Source organism: Prolixibacter sp. SD074 (genome assembly GCF_009617895.1).
Classification (GTDB): Bacteria; Bacteroidota; Bacteroidia; order Bacteroidales; family Prolixibacteraceae; genus Prolixibacter.
Map to the genome: position 1 here is coordinate 2,940,528 of NZ_BLAW01000001.1, position 17,821 is coordinate 2,958,348.

General features: G+C 46.3%; 10 protein-coding genes. 2 read left to right on the forward strand and 8 right to left on the reverse strand.

What is annotated here, in order from left to right:
* The first annotated feature begins 52 nt into the window (after window positions 1-52).
* Window positions 53-1,495, forward strand: a complete 1,443-nt coding sequence (locus tag GJU82_RS12655; protein WP_153632472.1) for an oligosaccharide flippase family protein — start codon at window positions 53-55, stop codon at window positions 1,493-1,495.
* Between the two features lie 23 nt (window positions 1,496-1,518).
* On the opposite strand, the gene sprA is transcribed toward GJU82_RS12655, so the two are convergent.
* The 4 genes from sprA to GJU82_RS12675 form a co-directional block, all read right to left on the reverse strand.
* On the reverse strand, window positions 1,519-9,030 hold the full coding sequence (gene sprA / locus GJU82_RS12660) for a cell surface protein SprA (protein ID WP_153632473.1): 7,512 nt from the start codon (window positions 9,028-9,030) through the stop codon (window positions 1,519-1,521).
* 46 nt (window positions 9,031-9,076) lie between these two features.
* Window positions 9,077-9,658, reverse strand: a complete 582-nt coding sequence (gene ruvA, locus GJU82_RS12665) for a Holliday junction branch migration protein RuvA (protein WP_153632474.1) — start codon at window positions 9,656-9,658, stop codon at window positions 9,077-9,079.
* Between the two features lie 47 nt (window positions 9,659-9,705).
* The gene (pdxA, locus tag GJU82_RS12670) at window positions 9,706-10,767 is read right to left on the reverse strand and encodes a 4-hydroxythreonine-4-phosphate dehydrogenase PdxA (RefSeq protein WP_153632475.1); all 1,062 of its coding nucleotides are present in this window, start codon (window positions 10,765-10,767) and stop codon (window positions 9,706-9,708) included.
* Window positions 10,768-10,886: 119 nt separating this feature from the next.
* Window positions 10,887-12,311, reverse strand: coding sequence for a M17 family metallopeptidase (locus GJU82_RS12675; RefSeq protein ID WP_153632476.1), 1,425 nt, complete (start codon window positions 12,309-12,311; stop codon window positions 10,887-10,889).
* A 130-nt stretch (window positions 12,312-12,441) separates the two neighbouring features.
* On the opposite strand from GJU82_RS12675, the gene mqnC reads away from it, so the two are divergent.
* Window positions 12,442-13,560, forward strand: a complete 1,119-nt coding sequence (gene mqnC, locus GJU82_RS12680; RefSeq protein ID WP_153632477.1) for a cyclic dehypoxanthinyl futalosine synthase — start codon at window positions 12,442-12,444, stop codon at window positions 13,558-13,560.
* Window positions 13,561-13,648: 88 nt separating this feature from the next.
* On the opposite strand, the gene GJU82_RS12685 is transcribed toward mqnC, so the two are convergent.
* The 4 genes from GJU82_RS12685 to GJU82_RS12700 form a co-directional block, all read right to left on the reverse strand.
* The gene (locus tag GJU82_RS12685; protein ID WP_153632478.1) at window positions 13,649-14,731 is read right to left on the reverse strand and encodes a DUF4837 family protein; all 1,083 of its coding nucleotides are present in this window, start codon (window positions 14,729-14,731) and stop codon (window positions 13,649-13,651) included.
* Between the two features lie 269 nt (window positions 14,732-15,000).
* Entirely contained in the window at window positions 15,001-15,231 is a 231-nt protein-coding gene (gene tatA / locus GJU82_RS12690; protein WP_194831049.1) for a twin-arginine translocase TatA/TatE family subunit, read from the reverse strand.
* A gap of 78 nt (window positions 15,232-15,309) precedes the next feature.
* On the reverse strand, window positions 15,310-16,641 hold the full coding sequence (rseP, locus tag GJU82_RS12695) for an RIP metalloprotease RseP (protein ID WP_153632479.1): 1,332 nt from the start codon (window positions 16,639-16,641) through the stop codon (window positions 15,310-15,312).
* A gap of 21 nt (window positions 16,642-16,662) precedes the next feature.
* Window positions 16,663-17,820, reverse strand: coding sequence for a 1-deoxy-D-xylulose-5-phosphate reductoisomerase (locus GJU82_RS12700; RefSeq protein ID WP_153632480.1), 1,158 nt, complete (start codon window positions 17,818-17,820; stop codon window positions 16,663-16,665).
* Window position 17,821 lies beyond the last annotated feature (1 nt).

Consider the following 17,821-nt stretch of genomic DNA (forward strand, 5'->3'; position numbering starts at 1 on the left):
TAACCTCGCACAGAAAATTTCTTAATTTTGAATTAACGCAAAACCATTAACCTTGCAAAAGAAATTCGTCACCAACCTGATTCTGCTGATTGTACTGAATTTGCTGATTAAGCCATTCTGGATATTCGGGATAGACCGTACGGTGCAAAACATGGTAGGAGCCGAATCATACGGATTCTATTTTTCCCTGCTTAATTTCACCTTGTTACTTAACATGATTCCCGACCTGGGAATTACCAATTACAATAACCGGAACATTGCCCGGCACACACAGCTTTTGAATAAACACCTGGCCAATGTTTCGGGCCTGAAAATTATACTGGCTCTTGTCTATGCCTTTATTTCCATGATAGTAGCCTTCATCATCGGCTATTCAGCCAAGCAAATTTCATTGTTGGTATTCCTGATTCTGAACCAGATCTTCATATCCTTCAGCCTCTACTTCCGTTCCAATTTAACAGCCCTTCATCTGTTCCGGACTGATAGCATCTTATCGGTACTCGACCGTACATTAATGATTTTATTTTGCGGCATTATTCTTTTTACCAATATAACCGGCCATACTATGCAAATTGAGTGGTTTGTTTACGTTCAGACTTTTTCCTATCTGCTGGCTTCTATCATCATTTTCGGAGTGGTTAAACACTATTCCGGCCACATCAAACTTAGTTTCCATCGTTCCTTTTTCATCATTTTTCTACGGAAGTCTTATCCGTACGCGATACTGATTCTGCTGATGTCGTTATATACACGATTAGATTCGGTCCTCATTGAACGATTACTCCCCGTATCAGAAGGAAAAGCCGAAGCCGGAATTTATGCGCGGGCGTACCGCCTGCTGGAGGCTGTTTCGAATTTCGGAGTGCTTTTCGCCGGACTGTTGCTGCCTATCTTTTCCAGGATGTTAAAAAAACGAGAAGACATTCGCCCGATGTTACGTTTTTCATTTCTACTGATCATCGCACCGGCCATATTGCTGGCTTTCTCTTCCTGGTTCTTCCGCGGCGAAATCATGGATGTGTTATATCACCACCACACGTCACAATCACCGCTCATCCTCGGCTTGTTGATGTTTACCTTCATTTCGATAGCCACTACCTATATTTTCGGAACGTTGTTAACAGCAAAAGGGACTTTGACACAGCTCAATATTCTGGCCGGGGGGGGCGTTATGCTGAACCTCAGTCTCAACTTGTTCCTGATTCCGAAAATAATGGCCGTAGGTGCGGCATGGGCCGCTTTGGTTACGCAATCAGCGATGGCTTTATCGCAGGTGATTTTAGTGTATTATCTTTTCCGGTTTCCACCGGATTTCAAACTTATTTTCAGGATACTATTTTACACTATAGCCATATTTATATTGGGCGTTTTCTGCTCAGGCTGGCAAAATTGGTTACATGGATATCTAACCATGCTGGCAGGCGGAATATTGTTGGCTTTTGGAACCGGGCTCATCCGTTTAAAAACGCTGAAAACCATATTAACAGAGCAATAAATTGTCCCGGTTCAGCGGAAAACCTACTGCGACAAAGTAAACCGGAAGCTTACACCGATATTGGAATTGGCCGTAGGATAAGAGAGCGAAATAAATGGATTATTGACAATGCGATCGTAGTATAACCGCATAATAAAGGCATCACTCAAGTTGTAATCAGCCGATAATTTGATGGTCATCGCCTGCTGGCCTGCGGTAAGCTGATTATCTGATTCCACCAGTTTCCGCAAGACCGTTTTATTCTTACGCAAGCCAAAGTCAGCCCTGATTTGCAAATCGTTATTCAATGTTTTTTGCGAATTCTTGGTTTTGATAAACAACTTCAAATCTTCAAACCGGTACCCAAGGCCAATACTCATTTCGTTATTGTACACTTCCGTCAACTGGTTGTTTGTCAAACTCAACGTTAGGTTCCGTGACTTTCGGTACTCGACGCGAGTGGTCAGGTTATTTTGCCAGGTCACATCCAGGTTAAACAGCGGACTGAACGACTCATTAATACTAATGGCATTAATATCATTTTGGGGCAGGAAGTTATTCTGAAAGTCGCGCACATAGCTAAAACCATCGCCAGCATTGTGATAATTCATATTACTAATAAACGAGCCCACATTGTAGGAAGAGCGGTAGGCATGCGAAATGCTCAGCGTTTTCATCAAGTTCTTCAGGCCGGGAATGCTGTTAACGGCTCCATTGTATTGTACCCGCCAGTTGGGCATCATGTGCTTAACCGAAGGGAAGGGATCAAGCGCCACCTTATTCGGATCAGTTCCTGTATAAGCAGCAAAGAAAGACGGTATCAACACCTGTGCTGCAGTCGGCCCGTAACCATCGGGGAAACCGGTTTCCGGATCGATTTTCGTTGGATCGTATTCCTGATCCATATTCGGGACACGTTGCGCGGCTAACCGATTGGCAATAGTACGCCGATATTTACGGAATTTATCCCATGCTGAAGATTTTTGCACGCCACTGGTTCCCAACTTATCAAACGCTGAACCAAGCGTGATTACCGACATAGAGAAGTTTCCATAGTAGCTTTTATTGAATGCCCCCCAGCCGTCCTGAGCATCGTACAAGTAGAACTCTGATGAATTTTCGGAGTAACTCCGGTTAGCCATCAAATCAATTTTCAATCCCGGGATCGGTTCGAGCTTTGCCCTTAAGCTCAACGTGTTGTTGCTGGTCATTTGGTAGGGGCTGCTTTGAGCCGAGTCCGTCGTCATCCAGCCATTCTCAATTGCTTTCCAGGCGAAATTCGGGTCTTGATTTCCTAGTACGAAAGGCCAACCCGGAGCCAGCGATTTAGCCGTACTGCCTTCCGGAGTATAATTATTCAATCCAAAGTAGCTGGTACCCGGCAAGTAACCCGGCAAAACCGTACCTTCAGTCTGCGTATAGGAAATATTCAGGTCGCGAACCATCATCAGAAAACGCGACGTGTATTCCGCCACTTTCAATGCAATATTTGAGGAGGGTTTCTGGGTCCCGATGGCCAAAACACTGGCATTGTTATAATCTTTAGCTGCAGTAAAGGTCACCCTGTTTTCATTCACCACCTTAACATCCCCGTTTATAGGTTTTCCGGTGGCATCAGTAACAGTAACCCGCACCTCCTTTGTCCCCAGTTTATGGAAAATGGAGCGGGCTTTCCCAGCTTTCAGGTTAAGACCTTTATCGGCAAACCGGACTTCTTTCCCATTTCCACCGGTAGGCCGCATTGGCGAAGGCCTTCTGCCGCCGGTTCTTCGTCGTCCGGAATATTTCTGATTCACTTTTCGCAGGAAAGGGACCTTATTGTATAGGTTAACCAGGTTTGCTTGTCCGTTAAACTGCATCGAACGAGAATTCTGGATGATATTACCCAGCTGGTAATCACCGTTGGTAATCGGTCCCGTATCCCAGTCAAATGTAGATTGATAACGAGCAGAGGCCGAAGTCCAGTTCAGTAACGGTATTTTATTGATCGGCAACGTATAGGATGCATTCACCGTATGGTGATAATGTGTATTGCGGCCTCCGTCGAGAATACTTTGAATAATTGTATCGCGACGTGCCTCATAGTCGTCCTGGTTCTTGTTCAACCTGGCTCCCAAAGGCTCCTCAACTCTTGACGTATTCTGAGCCGAAATGTCCAGCTTAAGGCTGCGGGTAAGGCTGTAACGCAAGTCGTAATAACGATCCCAAACGAAATCCTTGTCATAGGATGAAGGAATGATAAAATCGGGGTTGGTAATATTACGGTACTGCAGTTCGCTGTACCGCCGGTTCATATCCGAACGGAAAGAGATCTGCTCCGGCGAATAATAAAAATTGAAATCACGAATCAATGAGAACCATGGCGAACGGAACAACTTCACATTTTTGAAGGGCTCCACGGCTTTCGGACGCGTGTTGTAATTGTATGAAAACAACAGGCGAGTATTTCGCGATTCATTTTTTTCGGTATTGATGTCGCGGTGATAATACTGATTGAAAGAATAGGTCACTGCTAAATTTGATATATCGTAAATTTTTGGGGTCCCTTTCTTATTCGGATTATCGATGTGCACGTTCGTGAAATTGATACTTCTGCGAATCGTAAAATCCTGTGAAATACGTTTGATCGAATCCCGTTCCGATTTATTGGCGGCAGCGTCCAGCGCGTCTTTTAACTTCACATCCGGATCGAGCGGCGAATATTCAGGTGTTTGTACAGCCTTTGAAAAACCAAGATACATCGGTATCTGGACGCCCGATTTCTCACCAAAGAATTTTCCCAGTTGAAGGTTCGTGGAAACATCATACTCGTGGCTATCCTCCATGCTGCGTTGCTGCATCTTCGAGTCGATGCTTCCAAAGCCAGCCGTACTGGTTCTTCCGGCAAACGAGTAGGTCCCCAAATCAGCCAGATTACCCGAAATACGTGTCAATGCAGCCCAGCCACCTTTTTCATCGAAATCGGTTAACCGAAGTTCGTCCACCCACACCTCCACGGACTTATTCCCCGGGTGCGCACTGCCGTCCTTATTTCGGATACCAATCATGATGGAAGTAACCTCACCGAGGTTCGGACTACCTTTTACCTTGATAATGTTCTGGTTATTATTCACATCACTCTGAATCTCTTCAAACACATCATTCAGCGAAAGCTGGGAACCCGCCTCACGCATCTTGGCGTTTCGTTCCAATTTCAACCGGGGCAACAGCTCCAGTGGAATATACATCCGATTGGCTTCGGGCCAGACGATGTACCGGTCGTTTTCCGAATCATTATTATAGTAACCCGGCTGTGTCAGTTTTAGCGGAATTTCATATTCGTAATAATTATACCGATAGTCAGAGCCCAAACGGATGAAGAGCGACAAATCATCATCGCTCAGCGGATGGTTTTCAATGGCTTCGGCATGCACCTCCATTTTAAGCATTTTGTAGCGCCTCATATCCACCGTTGTACTTTTATAAGCTGCGCGGGCATCTCCGGTCGGCAAATCCAGCGTTCGCAACACCATCGACTGCTCATTCAGTTGCCTGATTTGCGGGTTGGCCGGGTCAATCACACGGCTAATTCCAGGAGGAAGCACGTAGTTCACCGGTTCCCGGTTGGCATTCTCTTCGATATTAACAGCCGAAATTTCAAATTTGGTATCAGGGGAAGGAACACTGTTGTTTTCTGATAGATCTTTCTCGTATATCCGCCAGTCGGAACGCACCAGATTGAGTGTAGCAAAACGCAGGACAACCGGTTTCTGCCACCCGCGCAGGAACATCCGCATGAACCGGACAGAGCGAAAATCGGAGATAGTACCAATAGTCGAGGTCGGTTGTTTCACCGGAATCTTGAACTGGTACCAGGTAATCTCCGTAGTTGTACCGTTTTTCAGCTTTACCCGTGCTGTTTTTGAGTCGGCGATAAAGTTTTTTCCTACCTGCAGTTCCTGACGATCCAACTTCAAATGATACTGGAAATAAGATTCATTCTCACTTAACGTGTTATCATCGTTGATGTCTTCTACATCAGGAATCGAAGTTGCAGCCGTACTATACGGTTCCGGCGACATATCGGAAGTGGGAGAGTTTCCATCGGGGTTGTTATAATCCTTGTATCGTTGAAGAATTCCCAGTTCCTCATTATCGTAATCGCTTCCGCGAAAATAGTGGAAATTATCATTCGCCGGGTCGGCATAATATTTGGCAAATGCATCCTGAGGCAACAATCCCTTCAACTGGTCGAGATACGTTTTGTAGAACGTCTCCTCATCCTTCGAATCCAAGCCATCCAAACCGATATCCTGGTAACGGCGAGCCTGTAGATTATTATCAAACGCTTTCACAAGTGATTGCCGCCTGGAAACCCGTCCCCATGCAGTCGTATCGCATGTTGCAGCGTAATTGCCATCGGCCGGCAGCCCGTTTTCAAACGATTTTCTTCCGTCCCGCAGAATGTCCTCTGACACATTTCCCAAATCGAAGTATAAATCGCCACCGGGATTTTGTTGTAGCGTATCTTCTGCAAACGGATCCATCATCCAGAATTCGATGTATTCAATATTCGCCGCTTCGAAATCACTGGTTTGAATTTGCCGCATAATACCTCCCCAACGCGTTGCCGGCTGATTCAGGGAACCATCCGAAGCCACACCTGCAGAATAAGTCGAAGGGTGCGTATCGAAGTTGTAGGGACCTTTCTCCGAAGGATAATATGCCAAATCCAATGTCGGGATATTGGTAGGCTGCCCCACGGGAGTTTGTCTATCGGGATAAATTTCACTCTGGTACACTTCCCGTACATAGTTACTCGAACGCTGGTCTTTATTTCGAATCAGGTGTTCCGGTGTTGTGGCCGTGTTCCGCTGCAAAAGCGGATCGATGACGTACCAGGCCAGTTTCGCCCGGTTGTAACCATTAGCCAGATTGTCAATCAGTTCACCTTCCGGAAACATGTCCTGGCCCTGTGGCGTACTGGCAAAGCTCCAGGCATGCTGCGTCTTCATGTCGATGGTGGTTTTCGTTCCCTCAAAATCATCGATATACACTGCACCTTCGTTCGAAATCACCTTGGAGTGTCCGGGCAGCAACTGCGCAAATTCTGCATCCACCGCCACTTTCGATTCGGCTTTTGTATCCAGAAATGGCAGCGCGTCCACCAAATTGGTAACGAGTTGCGACGAGGTTTTGTACGAAGCATTCATTCCCAACATGATATTTGAGATTGGATCTTCGCCATAATTCACTTTTTGTGTCAACGGCTTTTCGTGAAGGTACATCACCGTACCTCCAATATTAAAGTTCTTATTGAACTCGTAATTCATATGGGTGCCCAGCAGGGTTTTCCGTTGCATGCTGAACAAGTCACTGCTTTCGGTAGAAACCGAGATAGGCGTTCCCGATTCAAGCAAACCCTGGTTGATAATCTTCACTTTTCCCTGGGCGTAATCGACCACATAATCGATGTTTTCCGTTAATTCTCTTCCTCCGGCGGTCACTTTCACCGAGCCCCGCGCCACATTGATGGTGTTGAGCGAAATTTCGTTACTGGCAGTCCCTTTGTAACTTCCCGCCAGCTGATATTTATTTTTCCCGGCGTCCTGTTCGGCCACCGTTTTTGTCTCGTCGTACAGGCTTTGGAAAACGTAACGGTCAATTGCCGTCTGATCGCTTCCCAACTGCTTTTTCAGGTTCGAACCAAACGGCTGAACAACCGGGAAAAACACGCGTCCGGTAGCAGCATCGATGGTCACGCCATCCAGAAAGTCGAACAGACCATCCGGGTATGGATCATTTTGTTTATTCAGGTTATCCAGGTTCATCACTTTCAGCAGGATTTTTTCTTTCAGTGGGCCTGTTGGCAGGTAATTGAGGCTGGTACCCGAGGAATCATTCTGGAACTCTACGTCAAATTTGAAATCATCCGGCGAAAGTTGATAAGCGCCCAGATTATAGACGTTTTTCATCATCAAATCCCAATTCTTGAATTTGGGGTTCAAATTGGTCCCCTTTAATAGTTTCAACACCAGCGTTTGCGGAGCATCAATCCCATCGGTCGAAAATTCACCAACCTGATAGGTCTTTCCGTTCGCGGTATACTGATATGCAACAGCCAGCACCTCATCTGCGTTCAATGCCGAATTGAGCGAGATGTATCCTAACTTTTTGTTGACCGTGTATTCTGAAGGAGAAAGCAATCTAGCATTTTCAATCTTTTCATAATCGCGGCCGGCAACAAATCCACGACCGGCCAATGGAGCTATCACCTGTGTCAATTGGGCGATATCCCGGAAGCCGGAATACGTCGAAGTCATGGAATTATACATCTGGTTGGCGTCGTTGAACGTATACACGTTTTCCGGATACGAAAGCCCTGGCGTATCGCCAAATTCAGAGATGGATTGATTCTCACGGTTAGCCCCCCGCTCACCAAGGTCGGTCAATGCCAAAATATTTCTGGATTCCTTGAAGTCATTTGATTTATTAGTCACCCACACCTCCACCTTGTTGATGGTGATGGCCGAATTGATGACCGGCAAATTTGCCAGTGCAGCATCGTAGTGATCGTAAAAATACTGTCCCAGGAAAAAGTGCCGGTTAGCATCGTAATCGGTCACATCAATCTGGAACTTCGTCTTCTGCGCTCCACCTTCCGTCTCGATGGTTTTGGTCTCTCCCTTCTGTTGTGAAAATATCGTTGAAACGGATAGTTTGCCGAACTGCAAATCAGTTTTGATTCCAAAAAGGTTGGTTCCTCCGGTAATCAGGGAGCCCGACAACGGCATGGATACGTTACCGGCTTCCACATTCTTCACAATTTCATCCTCGTCACCGGTATAATTAAGCTTCATTTTATTCTCGAAATCGAAAGTCGCTTCGGTATTGTAGTTTACCCGCATGTCCAGTTTACTTCCAATTTGTCCCACCACATTCATGTTCACCTTCTCATTGAAGTCGAATGTTGTGGTTTTACGCATCCTTTCGGGAATAGAAGGATTGTCGATACGGTTGGTTTGCACACCGAGGCTAAGCTCCACATAACCCTGCGGGCGGATACTCACCGTATTGGAGCCAAATATTTTGTTGAAAGACTGGCCACCGACTTTGAGCTGAGGAATGAGTTGCGATTGCTGTTCGAAGGATTGTTGCGCCATTCGTTGTCGCCAGTAACGCTTGATGGATTCCTGAAAATCCCAGCTACGGTACTCTTCCAACGACATGGTTCGTGGTAAACGGTAGTTAAAGTCACCAATCCGGTCGTAAAAAACGTAGTCGCCGGTTTCAGGGTCGTAGTTCACCTCCTTTTTCATATTAGACGGATCGTGAAGATATAAGGCGGATGAATCCTGTTGTCCTGAATCTCCGAAGGGGCCTTTATCCCGAAAGGGATAGCGTAATTTCCCAATGGTATCTACGGCAAGCGTATCACCTTCTTCGTAAACCGGACCGGCATTATTCCACCTTACGGCTCTTCCCACACTAACTGAGGCATCGCTGTTACCAATAATGGAAGCAACGATAATCAGCATGGAAATAGCCAGCACATATCTGCGGTACCTTCTCAACACCAGCTACTACAAATTTTATCCGCAAAAATACAGGGAAACGGAGCCCTCAAAGATTTTTCAGCGCAATTTTAATCGTTTCTTCAACAGAAATACCCGGATTGTCGGAAAAAATCCGGCCGAGTGCTTTTTCGATGGCCCGCTTGTTAAAACCTAACATCACTAAAGCAGATAACGCTTCTTCGCGGATGGTATTGTCTGCTTTATCGAAAACATGCACTGATTCTGATGATTTTCCGATTTTATCCTTCAAATCGATGATAACCCGTTGCGCCGTTTTGGCTCCAATACCTTTGATACTTTTGAGAACATTCACATTTTCGGTGGCAATGGCATCTCTCAGCTGTTCCGGTTGATACGATGAAAGCATCATGACAGCTGTATTGGCACCAATGCCGTTTACAGATATCAGTAACCTGAAGAGTTCCCGCTCATCCCGGCCGGAAAAACCATAAAGAAGATGGGCGTCTTCGCGAACAATCTGCTGAAGAAAAACCGTTACATTTTCCCGTCCGTTCAAACGGGTATAGGTCGTTAGTGAAATGTTGATAAAGTACCCAATACCTCCGGCCTCAACAATGACCGAAGCAGGCGTTAGTTCAATGATATTTCCCTTGATGTATTCGTACATCCTTTGCGTTCATTCAAGTTAATTCATGGAATTGGGGAGTGGTGGAATCACTCTCCCCCGCTTCGATCGACCTCCTGGCCCTGCAACGGATCTTTCGAAAACTCTTTATACTGCTCACGGTTCATGAACAGGTCAATGGCCAGGTATATGGCATTCCGGAACGAATCTTCTGAAGCAACGCCTTCGCCTGCCAGACTATAAGCCGTTCCGTGTCCCGGAGAAGTCCGGACAATCGGCAAGCCTGCCGTAAAATTCACACCCGATTCAAACGAAGCCAGCTTGAAGGGGGTCAATCCCTGATCGTGGTACATCGCCAAAATCGCATCAAATTTTTTATAATCAGATGAACCGAAGAATCCATCAGCCGGATAAGGGCCCATGGCAATAATTCCCTCATCATTAGCTGCTTTAACCGCCGGGATGATCTCCCGCTCCTCTTCGTCACCAATCAAACCATGATCGCCGGCGTGCGGATTCAATGCCAAAACAGCGATACGAGGCTTGTGCAAGGTAAAGTCTTCCATCAACGTCCGGTTTAGCACCCGAAGTTTACTAAGAATCATATCGGTAGTAATCGTCGATGCTACTTTCGACAACGGAATATGTTCAGTGACAATACCTACCTTCAAGTCGTTGCTCACCATCAGCATGAGGTGATCGTCCACCCTGAACTCTTCGGCCAGGTATTGCGTGTGGCCCGGAAAATGAAAAACGTTAGACTGGATGTTCTCCTTGTTGATAGGAGCTGTAATCAGCACATCGATTTTGCCTTCCTTAATATCCTTAACGGCAGCTTCGAGTGCCATGTAGCTGGCTTCGCCAGCCATTTTAGTTGATTTTCCGAGCTCCACCCGGATATTCTCATCAATGCAGTTAATGATATTGGGCCGCCTGGGCACTGCTTCATCAGCGCTATTAATATGGTTGAAACTAAAGCTATTAATATCTAAAGCCTTTCGGTGATAAGCAGCAACCTTGGGCGAACCGTAAACAATGGGAGTACAGTTTTCCATGATACGGTTATCGAGTAATGCCTTCATTATAACCTCATAACCAATTCCGTTGATGTCGCCGTGCGTAATACCGACCTTGACAATATGTTGCTTCATAGTCTTGCCTAAATGTTAGATTTTCAACAATCCCCCAGAGGGGAAAGGTTGGTCAAATTTAAACTTTTCTTCGGTATATCCCTGAACAGCCCGCGTTTTTATAGAGGTTTCAAAGCATATCAATCAACCATGCTTTTCAGAAAACGGTAAAGCAGGCGCACCCCGGTACCAGTGGCTCCCTTTCCACGATAACTGTCGGGCTGCATCAGGAATGCGGCTCCGGCAATATCAAGATGAATCCAGGGATAGCCGACAAAGTTTTCGAGGAATTTCCCGGCGGTAATCATTCCGGCCTCACGCGGTCCCAGGTTCTTCAAGTCGGCGATATCCGATTTCAACAGTTCGCCGTACTCGTCCCAGAACGGGAACTCAACCACACGCTCGTAAACCTCATATCCCGCTTTTTGAAGTTTTTGGAATACTTCCGGTTTGGCGGTTCCCATGCCGGCAACTCCGTATTGGCCAAGCGCCACTGCAGCTGCCCCCGTCAAAGTAGCGGCATCAATCACCAATCCAGGATCAAATTTTTTCGCATAAGTCAACGCATCGGCCAGCAACAGACGACCTTCTGCATCGGTATTGAGCACTTCTACTGTTTTACCGCTGTACATGGTAATCACATCTCCGGGAACGTAGGCATTCCCGTCCGGACGGTTATCGGTAGCCGGTACCAGAGCAATGATATGCAACGGCAACCGGTTCAGCGCGGCTGCATAAATTGCACCTCCAACAGCTGCTCCACCAGCCATATCCGATTTCATGTAATCCATCGAATTGGGCGTCGGCTTGAGGCTCAGGCCTCCCGTATCGTAAACCACGCCTTTCCCAACCAAAACAATCGGCTTCTCATTCACCGGATTTTCAGGTTTCCATTCCATGATGGTAAAAGTAGGCGGGTCGATACTCCCTTTGTTCACAGCCAACAGACCGCCCATTTTCAGTGATTCGATTTTCTGTTTGTGCAGAACCTCCACCTTTATTCCGGCTTCCTTACCTATTTCCTGGAAAGATGCCGCCAATCGCTCCGCATTCATATGCGAAAGCGGCTCGTTCACCAGGTCGCGCGTTTTGTAAACACTTTTCACCAGGTTAGCCAATTCCGTCACATCTGCATCAGTCAATTTTTCGGAAACCAGAAACAAGTTTTTTAGCGAACTATCTTTCCCTTTTTTATCAGTAAAATGATCCAGGAACCGATAACTGCTCAATGCCACTCCTTCGGCGACAGCTATAACAGCCTGCACTCCGGTACCCGATATGCCGAGTTCTTCCAGTTTTTCCCCTGAAGTCACTGTCGCTATTTCATTTCCTTTTTTCCGGCATTGTTCGTAAAAAACATCATCCCCTTTATCCTGCTTAGGTGCTACCAGAAAAATCCAGCCATCCATCCGGTTAATGGAAATCAATTCCGATTTGTCCTTCAGCCTTTTTTGGGCATATTTTTTCTCCTTTTCGCTAAGCGGAAGCGAAGCCAGCTCCGTTGCCTCTTTTAGTATGTATACCAGATTATTACCGCGGTATTCGTTTTGTCTTTTTAGTTCCATTTGGAAGAATTTAATTTACTGATGCAACATTATTGCCCGAAAAAGGTTGAATCCTTTTGGAAAGGATAGCCGTAAACATCAGCGATTATCTTATTTGAAAATTAGTACCTTTACGCCAAATTATTACTACATGAATTTCGAATCAATATACCAAAAAGCCTTAAACTTTGAGGCGTTGACCATTGATGAAGGACTGCTGCTGTATGAGCACGCCCCCACACCGGAGTTAATGCATATAGCAAATGAATTGCGGAAGAAGAAAGTGCCCGGCAACGTGGTAACCTGGATTATCGACCGTAATGTGAATACCACCAACGTGTGTGTGGCCCACTGTAATTTCTGTAATTTCCGTCGCGATATAGGCGATAAGGATACGTATACTACCACTATTAAAGAGTATTCCGAAAAGATTGAAGAAATGCTCAAACAGGGTGGTAATCAGTTGTTGCTTCAGGGCGGAATGCACCCTCGGTATGGTATCAAGTTTTATACCGACCTGTTCAGTGAGTTGAAACGCCTTTATCCGGAAGTGAAACTACACTCGCTGGGACCGCCTGAAGTGGCGCACATCGCCAAACGCTCACGTTTGAGTTTCCGCGATACCCTCGTTCAATTGCGGGATTCAGGATTGGACAGTCTGCCCGGAGCAGGTGCCGAGATTCTTTCCGACCGTGTTCGCCGGATTTTATCACCCGGAAAGTGCAATACGCAGGAATGGCTCGATGTGATGCGTGAAGCCCACAAATTAAAGATGGTCACTTCGGCCACCATGATGTTCGGAACCATCGAAACCAACCGGGAGCGCATTGAGCACCTGGTCCAGCTTCGCGAAGTTCAGGAAGAACGTCCGGAAGGCAGCGACGGTTTTACCGCTTTCATCCCGTGGCCAGTAATGCTCGATGATACTGAGCTCTATGAAAATATTGATGTTTCTCCGATTGAGCCGATGGAATATGTGCGGATGATTGCCATTTCGCGCATCATGCTGAACAATGTGACCAACATCCAGGCATCGTGGCTAACGGTTGGAAGAGACACGGCACAGTTATGTCTGCACGCCGGGGCCAACGACATGGGTTCCATCATGATTGAAGAAAACGTGGTTTCTGCAGCAGGAGCATCGTACCAGATGAATGCCAAAGGAATTCAGCAGTCGATTATCGACGCTGGTTTCCGTCCGCAACTGCGTACGCAAGGATACGAACATGCCAAGTTACCGGAAATTGTTCCGGAACTGCAGCCAGCATAACAATGAAACGTTAATACAGATACCATAAACAAGAAGAGGCGGGAAATTCAATATTTCCGCCTCTTCTTGTTTTATCCTTTCGAAGGAGTTATTTCGTCGAAACTGAATCAGCCGGCGTTGCCCCAATCCCATTGCCCATCTCGGCCATCCGGTTGATCCTATCATTCTTTTTCTGGTCGGGAAAACGTACCGAATAGATCATCGCCTCCACCTGCCTCATCAGTTCCCTCTTATCGTCCCTGGGTGCATAAACAAACCCTTCCAGTGTGAGTACACGACCACGGATCGGGTCGAGTGTTGTGATGCTGACAAAAGGCCCCCCCATAAAATCACCATGAACTTTCCACAAACCTCTTATCATGACTGTATAATTACCATTCAATTTAAAGGCACGGGAGAGGGTTGGTATCATCCGCTCAGTAGTCATATAAGTACCCGGAGCGGGGCCCGGTACATTTTTCTTCGACACCGAATCCCGCTTATCCAGTAAATACTTTTTGGTAAACGTACTATCAGATGTATACGGGTACCAGTATGCAATTACGTCCTGACTAATATTCGGGGTTTCATAGCGGATCCAGACAAAATTGGTGGTGTCAACCGAAACCGCAAATCCTTTTGGCACATTAATGGTGAAATGATGTTCTTTTTCCATCCGGCTGGCAACCGCTTCATTTCTAAATTTCCGGTCGGCATACATTTTCATCAACCGATCCCGCTCGCCTTTCACAAAGATGCCAACAACATCATTTCCTCTTTTGGCAAAGAAGTCAACAAAACTCTTTTCATCGGGTGCCTGCACTGTAACAATCAATTGCGGTTTCGACCAAACATTTCGCTGTATCTTGATAGAAGGTTCCTTAACCGATGTGTTAATTCTGGTCAGCAGAATATTCCGGCTGGTTTTGAAAATCTCATTAAAAGCTTCCGGCGGAATATGCACCACATTCAACATTGGCTCATCCCTGGGCAAACCAGCCACAGGCTGGGCCAGGAAGTGAAATATGGTATCGCCAACAGCTCCTTCCCAATAGTTCTTGGGAATCACTACGACTGTTTCACCCGGTTTCCCGGTAGCATTTTTCATTACTGGATTACTGTCTCCCGAGCAGGAGGAAACTATCGCTCCCAAGGCAAAGACGACCGTCAGTTGAAATAGTATCTTCTTCATGATACGCTATTTTAGATTTATTGTCGTTTCGATAAAAAATAAAAAAACCTTTCAACAAAACTGTAATTCGGCGCCCGTTCCCGGGACGGTGTATAATGAACCAGGTTTAAATTGCATTGGTTACCGAAAATTGTCTTACTAGATGATACGTTGGTTATTTCGAAATTAACAAAATTACACTAGTAAAAAAAGTTAAAGAATATCAACGAACAAACCCCGGCTCAATTGAACCAGGGTTCTGTATCGTATCCGCCTGAATATTCTTCAGACTACTCTTTGAGTGTCTCTTTTGATTTGTCTTCTTTTGATTTGTCTTCTTTCTTCGACTTTTCATCTGTCTCGCCCTCATCACTGGTGGCGTTTTTAAACTCTTTCATGCCCTTCCCAAGGCCGCGCATCAATTCCGGTATCTTCTTACCTCCGAACAGAAGCAGAACAATGACCAGTATGATTATGATTTCCTGCGGGCCAATGAACCCTGCTATCACGAATAAGTTCATAATGTCATGTTTTAAAGGTTTGGTTACAAATTTAGAATTTTTTTCACAGGATGTTCTTCGCACTCAGGAAATGACACGCTACCCTTTAAATAATTTGATAATGTCGTTTCCATTCGCGAAAATCAGCAGCGCGAAAAGAATCACCATCCCGGCAATCTGCGCATATTCCAGGAATTTATCGCTGGGTTTCCGGCCCGAGATAATTTCATAAAGCAGGAACAACACGTGGCCCCCGTCAAGCGCCGGAATGGGCAAAATATTCATTACCGCCAGAATGATTGACAAGAAAGCTGTCAGGTTCCAGAAGGACTGCCAGTCCCAAATGCTGGGGAAAATATTTCCAATAGCGATAAATCCGCCCAACGATTCATAAGCTTTCGTTTCGGGCTGAAACAACAGTTTAAATTGTTTTAGATAATTATCAACGGTGTTGAAACCTTTCGTTACACCGGCCGGGATGGATTGCCAGAATCCATAGGTAAGCGTTTTGAACTTGAACTCATTCCGAAGTCCGCCCATATTGTACTGTACCCCCATCATTCCGTCGTCGCCAACTGCAACCGGCAATGTTTTGGTTTCGCCGTTTCGCTCGATGGTCACATCCACCGTTTTACCCTTTGCACCTTTAAGTGCCTTAACAAACTGGTCATTGAAAGTAAAGTGCTGACCATTGATGGCCAAAACCTTATCACCGATATTCATACCGGCATCGCGTGCCGGTGAGTTTTTTTGAAAGCCGGTCACATCAAGAGAAAAAGGAATACGAATCCCCAGTACATTTTTCGTTTTCAGCAATCGGGCGATATCTTCCTGGGTGATCGGAATTTTTACATCTTTTCCGTCTCGCTCCACATTCACATAACTGGCCTTTTCGAGCACAATGGTTGGAACGATTTTCGAGAAATCAGCGACCTCTTTGCCATCTACATTCAGAATTTTATCGCCGTTTTGGAAGCCAATATCACGGCCCGCTTCATTGGTCACTATTCCATACTTCACACTGGCAGTAGGCAGGTATTGGTCACCCCAGGTGAAGAGCACCATTGCATACAGGAAAAGTGCAAAAATGAGATTAAACAACACACCGCCAATCATGATTAAGAGACGCTGCCATGCCGGTTTCGCCCGGAATTCCCAGGGCTGCGGTGGTTGTTTCATCTGCTCTTTGTCCATCGACTCATCGATCATGCCCGAGATTTTCACGTAACCGCCCAGCGGCAGCCAGCCGACGCCGTACTCGGTTTCGCCTTTCTTAAATTTAAAGAGCGAAAACCACGGATCGAAGAAGAGATAGAATTTTTCAACCCGGCACTTGAAGAGCTTGGCGAAAACAAAGTGTCCAAACTCGTGAAGGACAACCAGAATTGAAAGGCTCAGGATAAGCTGAGCCGCCTTGACCAAAACAACCATAGTATCTTTATCGAATCGTTTTTAACTATTTTCATTAACCAATAAGATGGCCCTTTCGCGAGCTTCCCGATCGGTTTCAACATAATCTTCGTACGAAGGTTCATTAACCAACGGAGTTTTCATCATAACAGCCTCATTGATACAAGCCATCTCGGTAAAAGCGATTTTTCTTTCCAGGAAGGCTTTTACGGCTATTTCATTGGATGCATTGAGCGAACAGGCAATATTTCCACCCTGATGCAAAGCCTCATACGAAAGTGCAAGATTACGAAAATTTTCGGTTTCGGGTGAATCGAATGTCAGCGTAGGGTAATCGGAGAACCGGAAGCGCGGGAAATCGCTGGCTAACCTTTCGGGATACGCCAATGCATACTGAATGGGTACCCGCATATCGGGCATGCCGAGCTGCGCTTTCAATGCACCGTCCTGAAACTGGACCAGTGAATGAACAATACTCTGCGGATGCACCACCACGTCGATTTGTTCCGGCTTTAAACCAAACAGCCATTTCGCTTCAATCACTTCGAAGCCTTTGTTCATCAACGAGGCTGAATCGATGGTAATTTTCGCGCCCATGTCCCAGCTCGGGTGCTTCAGCGCGTCTTCCGGTGTAACCACCCGAAGTTCTTTCGCTGTCCTTCCGTGGAACGGACCGCCCGAACAGGTGAGAATGACTTTCTCGATGGGGTTCATGAACTCGCCGGCCAGGCATTGAAAAATGGCCGAGTGTTCCGAATCCACCGGAAGGATATCCACCTTCTTTTCGTTGGCCAGCCGCATAATCAACTCACCGGCAACCACCATCGTTTCCTTGTTCGCCAGCGCAATGGTTTTACCGGCATTAATGGCGTTGATGGTCGGTAACAAGCCCGAGTATCCCACCATCGCCGTCAGCACCACATCAACAGAACCCATCGACACCACCTGCGCTACGGCACTGGCACCGGCATAAACTTTAATCGGTTCCGAAGCCAGCGCATCGCGGACTTCGTCGTATTTATCTTCGTTGGCAATAACCACAACATTGGGCCTGAACAGACGTGCCTGCGCAATCAACAACTGTGTGTTGTTGTTGGCCGTCAGTACCTCCACAGTAAACCGGCCGGGATTTTTCTCAATCACCTCCAGCGCCTGTGTTCCGATGGAACCCGTTGAACCCAGTATGGCAATATTTTTCATG

What these genes read in the sequence shown, in the direction of transcription:
- ruvA (WP_153632474.1), bottom strand. Translation starts at nt 9,658, where the DNA reads ATGTACGAATACATCAAGGGAAATATCATTGAACTAACGCCTGCTTCG.
- GJU82_RS12700 (WP_153632480.1), bottom strand. Translation starts at nt 17,820, where the DNA reads ATGAAAAATATTGCCATACTGGGTTCAACGGGTTCCATCGGAACACAG.
- mqnC (WP_153632477.1), top strand. Translation starts at nt 12,442, where the DNA reads ATGAATTTCGAATCAATATACCAAAAAGCCTTAAACTTTGAGGCGTTG.
- rseP (WP_153632479.1), bottom strand. Translation starts at nt 16,641, where the DNA reads ATGGTTGTTTTGGTCAAGGCGGCTCAGCTTATCCTGAGCCTTTCAATT.
- GJU82_RS12685 (WP_153632478.1), bottom strand. Translation starts at nt 14,731, where the DNA reads ATGAAGAAGATACTATTTCAACTGACGGTCGTCTTTGCCTTGGGAGCG.
- pdxA (WP_153632475.1), bottom strand. Translation starts at nt 10,767, where the DNA reads ATGAAGCAACATATTGTCAAGGTCGGTATTACGCACGGCGACATCAAC.
- tatA (WP_194831049.1), bottom strand. Translation starts at nt 15,231, where the DNA reads ATGAACTTATTCGTGATAGCAGGGTTCATTGGCCCGCAGGAAATCATA.
- GJU82_RS12675 (WP_153632476.1), bottom strand. Translation starts at nt 12,311, where the DNA reads ATGGAACTAAAAAGACAAAACGAATACCGCGGTAATAATCTGGTATAC.